The organism is Thalassoglobus sp. (assembly GCF_048270125.1).
In the GTDB taxonomy this organism is placed as follows: domain Bacteria; phylum Planctomycetota; class Planctomycetia; order Planctomycetales; family Planctomycetaceae; genus Thalassoglobus.
In genome coordinates this window covers 1-11,532 of sequence record NZ_JBLWTN010000004.1, presented here as the reverse complement: position 1 = coordinate 11,532, position 11,532 = coordinate 1, and the positions used below count along the sequence as shown (strand labels likewise).

Sequence of the window (11,532 nt, the reverse complement as noted above, 5' to 3'; positions counted from 1 at the left end):
AGTCAAATATCACTTTATCGACCAGTCCAGCATGGCTGAGCCATTAAACCTTGAGACGTCGGACATACAATCATTTTAATCCGCTATGGGCGCGCTATTCTACGTTCGAAAATTTAATGCCAGAATCTCCACAACAACCAGAAGTTGCCACGCAACTTGAATCCGGGACCTATGAGATCCTGCGGAATCGGCTGCGGTCGCATGGGGAGGAGTTGCGGAATCGCCTGGATCAACTGAATGAGAACCGCAAGGATGTTTTCGGTTCGATTGACCTGAAGCTCCTGAACACTGAGAGAATCACAACCGAGCACAACTGTGTCCCGCGCGACATGGTGGCGGTTGGGGATCAGTTTTTATTCGGATACAACGTCCAGTTTGGACTTCGGACCGAACGGCATGTCGCAGATGTGTTTGCGGTGTACTCGTTCGATAACGAGACCAAAACGTTCAGCCCGGAGTCTCTGGATCTTCTTCAAAATGCGGCGTTTGAAAAAGACTTCCAGGATGTCTATCGCTATTACAAAAGCGCCACATTCGCGAAGTTTTTCAAACGTGGTGTTCATCTTTATATGGTCTTTCAGGTTGGCAAAAGTTCGACCGACATCAAATCATTCAAGTGGCTTGTTGAAGGGAACACGCTGCGGTATCTCGATAATCGCAGCGACCACGAAGTTCGTTTTCCAGCTCAGCATGAATTCGAATGGCAGAAGACCACGCGAGACATGCAGCGACATGGTGAGCATCCACACATCTCGATTGACGATCGAATTTTCGTTGAGACCGTCGGCGGTGATCTGACCATTAAGGTCGAGAACAATACCGAATCGGGAGCAGGGATCTACGAAGAACCTGTCGAGAATGCGGACCAGACTCTCGATGATGCGGACATTTTCTACGCATTGGTTGGTCACACGATTCTGCTCAAAATCAGGCCCTATCAGGAGCAGGATTGGCGATACATCGTCTTCAACGAAAAGATTCAAAAAGCGAGCCGCGTCGATTCAATCGCTGACGCATGCGTCTTGCTGCCAGATGATCATGGGCTGATCTTTTCCAACGGGTACTATCTGCAAAGTGGTGAACGAAAAACGTTTGACACCAGCATCCAAGGATTGATATTCGACCGACGGGTCTCTTCTCCGAATGGCGAGGATACGCTGTACGTTTTTTATCAGCCCGTCCAGGGCGTTTACGTTTTGCTGGGCTACAACCTCATTGAACAGATTGTTGACACACCGGTCATCTGTAACGGTTTTACGATGTTCCGTGGCGGGGAAACGATCCTCTTCAAATCTCATGGCGAGCCACAAAAGCACCACGCGGTTCAGGTCTGGCAAACTCCGTACGTCGGAGAAGATTACGAAACATTTGAGAACACAGATTCCTATCTTTACAAGATTGGCAATCGAGACATCGTTCGCGGGATGGCGGAGTGTCACGAGATCCTGAACCTCATTGAGAAAGAGGACAGCTACTCCGACCTGTATGTTGATTTGGTCAAATACGCTGGCGATATTCTCGACAGTTACTTTTGGATCAACAACGCTGAAGCGGCCAATCTCGGCGAACCCTTACAGCAAATCAAAGTCGCAGCGACTTCGGCGGTTGATGAGTTTGAGAAGGTTGTTCGAGTTCGACAAAACACTCGCGAGCAGACTCAGCAGGTCGCTGGCGAAACTCGTGAATTGTTGAATGAAGTCGGTCGGCGACGATTTGACAACATCGACTCCTTCGTAAAATCCCTGGCAGGGCTGCGACGTGTTCGTGGTGAGATCATTGGCTTACGTGACTTACGATATGCAGACACAGAGCTGATCGAACAGTTAGAAACAGAAGTTGCAGAACAGGCAGATCAGCTTTCGCATCGATGTGTTGAGTTTTTGTTGAACGATGACGCATTGCAGCCCTATGCCGATGCTGTCGCCATTGAACAAGCGGGGATTGACGATCTCAGCAAAGTTGCCGATGCGAAACAGGTCGAAGAAAAGATTGCAGAATCGTCGCACGAACTAGAAATGCTGATCGAAATCGTCAGCAATCTCAAAATCGACGACGCTACGCAACGTACGACAATCATCGATAACATTTCTGGAATCTTCTCGCATGTCAACGCAGCTCGAGCGTCGCTGAAGCGAAAGATTCAGGAACTGGCATCCGTAGAAGGCTCCGCAGAGTTTTCAAGTCAGTTGAAGTTGATGAATCAATCGGTTGTGAACTATCTCGATGTTTGCGACTCCCCCGAGAAGTGTGAAGAATATCTCACCAAGTTAATGGTTCAGCTCGAGGAACTCGAAGGAAAATTTGCCGAGTTTGATGAGTTCATCGTCCAGCTTGCTGATAAACGAGAAGAAGTTGCCGGCGCGTTTGGTTCACGTCGAATGCAACTTGTCGAGAAGAGAAACAAACGGGCTAATGCGCTTGCTGATGCTGCTGATCGTATTCTGAAAGGTGTGAAGAATCGCATCGAATCCTTTCAGGAAATCAGTGACATTCACGGGTATTTCGCCTCTGATCTGATGATCGACAAAGTTCGCAATATCGTCTCGGATCTAGAAGGATTGGGAGACAGCGTTAAGGTCGATGACATCCAGTCGCGGCTGAAAACGATTCGCGAAGATGCAGTACGGCAACTGAAAGACAAAAAAGAACTTTATGAAGATGGCGATCACGTCATCCGGTTCGGCAACCACCGTTTCTCGGTCAATACGCAGGTCCTCGATCTGACGACCGTCCTTCGCGATGGGGAACTCAATTACCACTTAACAGGGACAGACTTCTACGAACCGGTGAACAGCGAAGAGCTGAACTCCACACAGTCAGTCTGGGCGATGGAAGTTGTCAGCGAGAACAAGGAGGTCTACCGGGCTGAGTTCCTTGCCTACACGATGTTACAGGCGGCACGAAACGGGGAGTGGAATCCTCACGAAGACCAATCGTCCCCGCAGTCTGCTAAACAGCTGATGAGTGAAGTTGATCTGCTCAGCGAAGTTCAGAAGTTCATGGGACCACGCTATCAGGAAGGGTACTCAAAAGGCGTACACGATCAAGATGCCGCCAAGATCCTCCACGCACTCCTTGAAATTGACAGCGCATGTGGACTGTTGCGGTACTCTTCAAGAAGTCGCGTTTTGGCGAACCTGTTCTGGTGGAACTTTGGCGATTCGAAATCCAAAAAGCTCAAAGAGCAGGTCTTAACAGGCTTTGGGACAATCTCACAATTGTTCCCAGGCACGGATCAACAACAGGAGTACCTTGCTGACCTTCGCAAGATGCTGTTTGAATTTATTGAAGAAAGTGAATTCTACGGGGCATCTGAGGTTCCGTCCGGGCTGGTTCATGAAGCTGCTGAGTATCTGTTCGACGAATTGACCGATGATTCGCGCAGCGTTCGCGGAAATCAATTTGTTGTGTCACAAACGGCGGCCAATCTGTTCCGCGAGTTCCATGATCACTTAAAACGGCTGGATGCCCAGGAACGATTTACGAAAGCGATGAAAGCGGTTCAGCGCGACACGCTGGCATCTTTCGAACTTGCACGTGACTGGACCACGGCTTTTCTCCTGAACTACGGAAACGGAGAAGAAGTTTTCGACTACCGTGAAGAAATCGCCAAGCTGATCATGGATGGTCAGGTCGATGAACGGGCTGTCGTGGCAGCTCAGATGGAACGCAAACTCACCAAGATGATCGGCGCACATTCTGTCATTCAGTCCGGAAACTATGAACTACGATTTAATCACTTCCTGGATCGCTTAAGTACATTTGAACGCGAGACCATTCCTCGCTTCAAACGCTATCACGAACTGAAATCTCAGTTGGTCGACGAACACCGCGACGCGATGAAACTCACGGAATTCCAACCTCGCGTCCTCACATCGTTCGTGCGCAACCAATTGATCGATCAAGTCTATTTGCCGTTAGTCGGGGATAACCTCGCCAAACAAATCGGGACGACCGGAGAAGGGAAGCGGACCGATCGCCAAGGGCTGTTGTTGTTAATCTCTCCTCCTGGGTACGGAAAAACAACACTGATGGAGTACATCGCCAATCGTCTGGGCATCATCTTCATGAAGGTTAACGGCCCCGCATTGGGACATGAAGTGACATCACTCGACCCGGCCGCTGCACCAAATGCAGGGGCACGAGAAGAGATCGAGAAGTTGAATCTGGCCTTCGAAATGGGCGACAACGTTCTCATCTATCTGGACGACATTCAGCATTGTCATACCGAGTTCCTGCAAAAGTTTATCAGCTTGTGTGATGCTCAGCGAAAAATTGAGGGTGTCTATAAAGGCAAAACACAGACGTATGATTTCCGGGGGAAAAAAGTTGCCGTGGTGATGGCGGGAAACCCGTATACGGAAAGTGGAGAGAAATTCCAGATCCCGGACATGCTCAGCAATCGGGCCGACATCTACAACCTCGGCGAAATCATTGGTGACACCGCCGATGCCTTTGAACTGAGCTATATTGAAAACGCACTCACTTCAAATCCCGTTCTAGGAAAACTTGCATCTCGTTCTCAAAAGGACGTATATGCCGTCGTAAAAATGGCAGAGAGAACCCTGCGTGGGGACGCGGCTCCTTCTGAGGGAATCGATTTCGAAGCCAACTACTCGATGGAAGAGCTGAACGATTTTGTCGACACAATGATGAAACTGATGCGAGTCCGCGATGTTGTTCTGCGGGTGAATCAGGAGTACATCACCTCTGCTGCTCAGCATGATGATTACCGCACCGAGCCACCATTTTTGCTGCAAGGTTCTTATCGAAACATGAACCGCATCGCTGAGAAAGTGCTCCCAGTCATGAATGGCGATGAGATCGAGTCGCTGATCCAGAGTAGCTACCAGAATGACGCTCAAACACTGACATCCGGAACAGAAGCCAATCTGTTGAAGTTCAAGGAACTGACAGGATCTCTTACCGCGAACGAGCAAGAACGTTGGGACGACATCAAACGGACGTTCAAGCAGAACATTAAAATGCGGGGGATCGGATCAGACGACAAAGTAGGCCAAGTGATCGCCACACTCACGACATTCAGCGATGGTCTCGATTCAATTCGCAAAGCAGTCAACGAGGGCGCAACCACCCTCTCAGCGAAATCAGATTCTCAGAGCGATGCTCCTGACGAAGATGTCCTACGTGAAGAATTACGTGCGATGTCGTTACAGCTGGCAGAAGGGTTAGAACAAATTGCTCGACTTTCGAACCGTCCGATCAACGTGAGCGTCCCACCGCTCGAGATGAAATGGCCGGAAACATTCCCGATCACCACCGCTCCTGATTCGGCGTCATCAGAAGAGCCTAGTCGCACCTCGGATCGAAACAGACCAAAAATCGTTGACGAAGAAGAGGGCGAAAACGCGGAGTCAGACGATCGCATTACAATCGTCAATCGTTTACCGAAAACGGTTTACGGAGTTCTGGAGTCTCAGTTCGAACTCATGCAACAGTGGCTCAAACCACTGACAGAACTCTCGATGAGTCAACACGAACAAATTTCGAACCTGCGCCCTAAGATCGAGGAGTGTTTGAGCAACTATCAACGCTTACTCAACAAGCTCGAAGCAGCACAGGACCGAGACTGACTACACGTTCAAGCTGCCTGTGAAACCGAGCTGAACCCGTCATCCTTATCTTGTTCTGATTGCAAACGCGCAATTTGATCGAGGGCCACTTCCAATTGAGTGACCAAATCTCGAATGATATGTTCTGCCTGAAGCCGATCGACATTCCATTGATCACGAATAGCAGAGAATTCCTGCTCTCGAGTTGAAAGCGATTCCAGATTTTCTTGATGCGAAAGTTCTCGCTCAGCGACAACTTGATCTTGATCAGCAAGCCACGAAGAGAGTTCGGCACCTTCTGATCGCATCTCAATGAGCCGCTCTTGAAGACGTTGAATTGACTGCTCCACCTCACGACGCTGCCGCCCTAAGATTGCCAGCAAACCATTCAAATGCCGCGATGCCTGAACAGGTTGGTTGCTAGGTGTTTTTGAAGTCTCTTGAAGTGAATCTTCCAGTTCATCGCTGAGCGCTTCAACCTGTTTGTGAGACTCAACCAGTGCCGCATACTCTTCGTCGAGACGCTTCTCCTGATTCTGAAGTCGCTCTGTTGTCAAAGCACGTTGCTGCAACCACAGTTGACGTTCTTCCAGGAATTGTTCCTTCGAGCGAGCAAGATCACGTTCGGTAGTCCGACGAGTTTCAGCAAACAGATTCTGTTCTTCTTCCAGACAGTCTTCACGCTTTCCAACGAGGTCACGGAAACGTTTCATGTGAGTGAGCCGTAAGCGAATCCCACGTTCGACATCTTCCTTCCACAACCTTTGTTTCTGACACTGCTTTTCTAAATCTGCTGACTCTGCATTGAGATCAGTACGGACACGATCAAGGTGTCTTTCATGAAGTTGAGTTCGTTTCTCAAAGTCGATCTCGCGCCGCTGAAGATTCTTTTCACGCAAATCGAGCGCAGCAAGCTTCTCCTTCTTCACATCTTCAAGCTCTTCGAGCAACTTGGCACGCTCACTTGTTCGCTGACTGGACCATTCTTCATTCAGACGATTTTGCTCTCGCTGATCCAGTTCGAGTTGACGTCTAGCTTCTTTCAAGGCGGCTGCTTCTTCGGAAAGTTCCTTAGAGAGCTCTTCTTTCAGACGTCGCCGCTCTTCGAGAAGGTTTTCTTTCTCGATTTGAACCTTCTGTGAGAACTCTTCTTCAAGAACGCGACATTCTTCATTGAAGGTTTCTTTTTCCAGCTTTAATTGTGCGTCAAATTTTTCTCGTTCAGTTCTCAGTTGTTCCTTGAGACTCTTCTCTTCTTCTGCCTGTTGGAGTTCCCAGGCTTCCACTTGTTCGAGATGGCTCAGCTGTTCCTCTTCGAACGCTACGCGAGCTGCTCTGATTTCTTCTTGTTGCCGTTGAACTTCAGCTTCGAATTGAGTCTGCTTTTCAAGAGATTCTTGCTCGAACGCCTGAGTGCGATTAATCATCTCGGTTTCGAATGCCTGAGTGCGGGCCAGCATCTCAGCTTCAAATGTCTCTTTCTCCGCCTTCTGTCGAGTCTCCCATTCTTCGACAGACTGCTGATGCAAGCGAATTTCTTCATCGAGCTGATGTCGTTCTTGCGACATCTTCGCTTGATGCTCAGCCACTTCGTTGTTGAAGTCCGCTTCCAACTGCTCCAGTTTTGTTTGCCGTTCGACTTGGAGTCTTTGCTTTTCGAGAACTTTTTCCTTAGCCCAGTCCTCGACATTTTTCCGATGCCGCGTTTTCTCGCTCTCGAACCGCTCCGATTTTTCTGCGAATTCTTGTTCGTGTTCTCGAATCAGGTCGTTGAGTGTGGATTCGCGATGATTGCATTCCTCTTCGAATGTCTTGCGGGATGCCTCCAACTCTTTTGCAAGTTCCGCCTGTTGGCGAATCTGTTTCTCCCGACACTCAGCAGCGAAGGTATCTCTCTTCTTCTGCATTTCGCGTTCAAACTGGGTTCTTTGATCCTCCAGAGCGTCTGCTTTCTTTTGAACAGACTCCTCTTGAAGCTTGGCTGCGTTTCGACGCTCGTTGGCCTCTTTCTCGATTACCGAAACTTTTTGCTCGCGGACGAGAAGTTCCTGTCGCAATTCGTTCGCTTTGCGTTCCGCAATCGCCTGGCTTTGCTGCGTAGAGCGTTGTTGTTCCATCAGCACAGACATTTGCTGATTCAAATTTTGCTCACGGCGATCAAGCTCAGAGAGTTGAGCCTGCAAATGAGAAAGAATCTGACCGGCTTGTTCAAGCCGGTCAGGATTCTGGGTAGAATTCATGGGGAACGATTCCGTTCGTTCGGACATGGGGACTCCTTCCCCGAGATCATGTGAAGATGAAATCGGTCCGCTCTCAGAGCAGACTCAATTAGAGCATTTTCAATGCTTGTCGTGCCTGTGAAGACCGACTTTCATCAGGGAAAGTACACTCCACAAAGTACTGTCCACCATGAGACAGAACACGATCATCATTTCCGAAAAAACTCTAGCTGGTAAAGCCATCAAGCATTTCTGCAAGTTGAGCCTTTGGAGGGCCGCCAACGATGCGTTGAACCGGTTCTCCACCTTTGAAAACGATCAGAGTCGGAATGCTGTTGATCTGGTAATTGATCGCAACTTGACGATTTTCGTCAGTATTCAATTTTCCAATTTTCACTTTGCCAGCGTATTCATCTGCCAAGGCTTCAATGGTTGGTGTCAGCGCTTTGCATGGACCGCACCAGGGAGCCCAAAAATCGACGAGTACGGGCTGATCGCTGGACAACACTTCGTCCTGGAAAGTGGCGTCAGAAAAATCTACTACATTACCTGCCATGACTTGAATCCTTATTACGCTTAGTCAAAAGAGACTGGGTCAAATGAGATTGGCTTGTGCTTCGAACTACCGGATTATAGGGAGGGCAACATGTGTGTCAACGTCTTCCAAAATAGAAAAGGATTCGTAACTATTTGACAGATATGGACTTGCCACAACGATCCGAGCATTCAACATTCCGCAGGACAGTTGAAAAACAAGATCCTCTCCGAACACTTAGTATCGAACCACTTTCCGCATGACAAACCAGGACAACACAATCACAATCAAGTTCGCGATCCACATGGACCATACTGGAGAAATATGGCCGTTTTTGGCCTGCGCCATCAAACCGAGCATTAACGGATAATATCCACAAACAATTGGGACGAAGCAGAGCATGAAACTCTTCAGAAACTGAGACTGTCCAAACCGAATGGCGACTGGACCACCCAGAAGTGCGAAGAAGAAACAGCTGCAGGCCATCGCGTAGCGGCTATGTACTTCGGTGTTGAGCTTGTTATATCGTTTGCGATCGCCGTTCAACTCTTTCGTGGTGGTCTTGGCATCACCTACGAGTTGCTGAAAATTCGCTCCGGTCATCGACATGAACGCTTGAATGGCTCGTTTCTTCTTTTGAGTCTCCCGAAACGATTCGATCTGCTCAATTTCCGTTCCGATTGAGAGAATTGGGAGATCTCGCGCTTTGCGGAGTTCATCCTCACGCTCCCAGCGAATTCGTTCCTCCTGCGTTCCAGTAAAAAACACGCGGTGGTCGCCCGGCAGTTCAATAAATCCATTTGTCATCGCAATGACGACCTCTTGACGCTCGAGATCGAGTCGCAATTCAGCTTCTTCGGCCTGCATCGTCACGATTCGACCATTCTTCGCGTAGCGGAAGACCGGTTGAATCAGTTTACGATCATCGACGGCGGCAACATGCACGTGTAAACCAGTTCCACGGTCGCTGAACTGCAGTTCTGTTCGCAAACGCTCGATGAAAACATCCTCCAGAACAGAAATCGCGTGCTGTTCAATTTTTGTCATGGACCAAGGAATCATTTGATCGCTTAAAACCAGCGTACCAGCACTTAAAGTCGCTCCAAGAAACAGGGCGGGCAACATCAACGAAACTGGATGTATCCCAGCAGATTTGGCGGCAATCACCTCTTGATCACCTGCCAGTCGGCCATAAACCAGAGAAACCGTCAACAACATTGCTGCCGGAATTGTGAACGGCAGCATATGAGGAACGACAAACGGCAAGACCTGCAAAGCATGGGCTGGCGTCAAACCACGTTCGGTCGCCTGTTGAAAAACGCCCACAAAAACCAGCAAAACGGTGATACAGGTGAGCACAAAAACAAAGACGCGCAGCACTTCCCACAGGATGTAACGCTGCAAAATTGGAATTTTAAAAGGCATCTCTAATGTTGTGTCCGAAAGTCCATTCCAGGTCGACAACTCACGCCTCAAGCAAGCCCTCTACATCAAAAGGACCTGATCTGATCGAACAACAACAAAATCGCAGACTGTGATTTGAATCAATGACAGCAATTTCAGCGATTTTGGGAGGTCACCAGTCACATGAGGAATTCTAAAGTCACTGCAAGCAAGGAGTTTGGTGGTCGAAACATCAATGTTTCGAGCTGAGATATATTCGATACCGGCAAATTCCGTCAATATGGACTGAGTTTGAGGCCTCCCTGAGAAATCCGTGAAGCGAAATCGCTCTCTATCTTGAAACTCTGCGAAGGAACTTCTATCTTTCGTCACCGGAGCCTCACTCACACTTTTGTGTCGGCTCCGAAAGGAGAGATGGCAGAGTGGCCGAATGCGCATCATTGCTAATGATGTGTCCCTGTCAAAGGGGACCGCGGGTTCGAATCCCGCTCTCTCCGCTTTACAAAATGCCTGCCCGTCATAAGTAAATGACAGGCAGGCATTTATTCTTTTTGGGTCAGCTAATTATTGAAGTTTGTGGGAGAATTTGTGGCGTTTTGTGGCAGAAGCGTCCTCTGCTTCGCTCCTTTGCGATCGCTCTACGATTCGACTTATGCGAATCGGAACACAATCGGTCAGATTTAGTTCCCGTTGAGCAGTAAATGAAACATCACACTGCGCAGCCATTTTGAGGCAACGCTCAAAATCCAAATGCGAATCAATCCCCCACCAAACCGCCGGTCGCAGATCTTCCCGAATTGTATTCTGTATCCCATCATCAACATACAAAAACAAATCAAATTGCCCAGCAACAACCCGATCCAACTCACCCGGCAACAAATGCTCCACAGACTCCAAAAACCCCGCCTGAACCATCTCCCCCAACGCCCGACGAACATACAACCCCGTCGTCTCAGGTCGTAACTGGTTATCAAAAATGACGGCAATACGTTTCATTTTCGAATGGACTTCTTTCTGGAGTAATTCGTCTTCTATTTCTGCTCAAACTGAGACGATTAAATTTGGGGTGATGACAGATCAACAAACAACATGAAACCACAATAATGGCCAATTAATTCAGGGCTAAACCTCAAGTTCTGTCTGACGATTCAGTGACTAACAAATACTACAGCCAGTAGTGTTCACCAGAAGAATTGAGAGCGTCAGTAAGGAAACTTTCAAGCGAATCGGCAACTTTTGTACTCTCTAAGAAATCGGGCCAATCTTCATGAAAGATGTCGAAACAAGGTGTAGTCTCCTTATCTGAAAGATCTACTGAAATGAAATTTCCATCCTGTATGTCGCAAAAAAGAAACCAGTTTTTCAGGCTAGCATCTTCAATCTCGAAATGATCATTTAAGCTGCAGAATTCCTCAATCCCGAGTATTTGATAGGGTGGAGATATAGGGTCAAATAAATTCACACCATTCATTGCTTCCCAAATATCCATCAAAATTTGCGGAATGTGTAATCTAATACTGTCAAGCTTGCTCTGAATCACAAATCGTTCCGCGGGTGTGTTCGGAAAATGCAATGTTTTTAAATCATGAATAATACTTTTAGAATTCATCACCATGCCCTTCCGTTGCCGTTGTACCCAGTACCTTTTGGTCCTGAAGGAGTGAAAGGCCAGTCCCAATATTGTTCGGCACGCTTTTTGCGCATTGTGGGTGGTATTGTAAACTCCGCGTTTTTGTGAGGGAGTGCAATGCCGAAAAGGAAGAAAGCGAAACTTTCCAAGCATGATCCGCTTGAAGGTGCC

Annotated in this window: 6 protein-coding genes and 1 tRNA gene; 2 read left to right on the top strand and 5 right to left on the bottom strand. The window is 48.3% G+C overall.

What is annotated here, in order from left to right:
* The first annotated feature begins 116 nt into the window (after nt 1–116).
* Entirely contained in the window at nt 117–5,594 is a 5,478-nt protein-coding gene (locus ACN0YR_RS06255) for a DNA repair ATPase (protein ID WP_417848337.1), read from the top strand.
* Between the two features lie 8 nt (nt 5,595–5,602).
* On the opposite strand, the gene ACN0YR_RS06250 is transcribed toward ACN0YR_RS06255, so the two are convergent.
* The 3 genes from ACN0YR_RS06250 to ACN0YR_RS06240 form a co-directional block, all read right to left on the bottom strand.
* A complete protein-coding gene (locus ACN0YR_RS06250; RefSeq protein WP_417848336.1) occupies nt 5,603–7,840 on the bottom strand; it encodes a hypothetical protein in 2,238 nt (745 codons plus the stop codon).
* Between the two features lie 178 nt (nt 7,841–8,018).
* Nucleotides 8,019–8,348, bottom strand: coding sequence for a thioredoxin (gene trxA / locus ACN0YR_RS06245; RefSeq protein ID WP_417848335.1), 330 nt, complete (start codon nt 8,346–8,348; stop codon nt 8,019–8,021).
* 216 nt (nt 8,349–8,564) lie between these two features.
* A complete protein-coding gene (locus tag ACN0YR_RS06240) occupies nt 8,565–9,752 on the bottom strand; it encodes an LptF/LptG family permease (protein ID WP_417848334.1) in 1,188 nt (395 codons plus the stop codon).
* A 387-nt stretch (nt 9,753–10,139) separates the two neighbouring features.
* On the opposite strand from ACN0YR_RS06240, the gene ACN0YR_RS06235 reads away from it, so the two are divergent.
* Nucleotides 10,140–10,228: transfer RNA gene (locus ACN0YR_RS06235), tRNA-Ser, on the top strand.
* A gap of 67 nt (nt 10,229–10,295) precedes the next feature.
* Here the strand turns inward: ACN0YR_RS06235 and ACN0YR_RS06230 are convergent.
* The gene (locus ACN0YR_RS06230; protein WP_417848333.1) at nt 10,296–10,727 is read right to left on the bottom strand and encodes a hypothetical protein; all 432 of its coding nucleotides are present in this window, start codon (nt 10,725–10,727) and stop codon (nt 10,296–10,298) included.
* A gap of 169 nt (nt 10,728–10,896) precedes the next feature.
* Nucleotides 10,897–11,532 (bottom strand): SMI1/KNR4 family protein (locus ACN0YR_RS06225; protein WP_417848332.1); only part of this gene is annotated, 636 nt, incomplete at its 5' end.

Excerpts from the sequence above, each read along its gene's own strand:
- ACN0YR_RS06230 (WP_417848333.1), bottom strand. The coding sequence starts at position 10,727 with ATGAAACGTATTGCCGTCATTTTTGATAACCAGTTACGACCTGAGACG.
- ACN0YR_RS06250 (WP_417848336.1), bottom strand. The coding sequence starts at position 7,840 with ATGTCCGAACGAACGGAATCGTTCCCCATGAATTCTACCCAGAATCCT.
- trxA (WP_417848335.1), bottom strand. The coding sequence starts at position 8,348 with ATGGCAGGTAATGTAGTAGATTTTTCTGACGCCACTTTCCAGGACGAA.
- ACN0YR_RS06255 (WP_417848337.1), top strand. The coding sequence starts at position 117 with ATGCCAGAATCTCCACAACAACCAGAAGTTGCCACGCAACTTGAATCC.
- ACN0YR_RS06240 (WP_417848334.1), bottom strand. The coding sequence starts at position 9,752 with ATGCCTTTTAAAATTCCAATTTTGCAGCGTTACATCCTGTGGGAAGTG.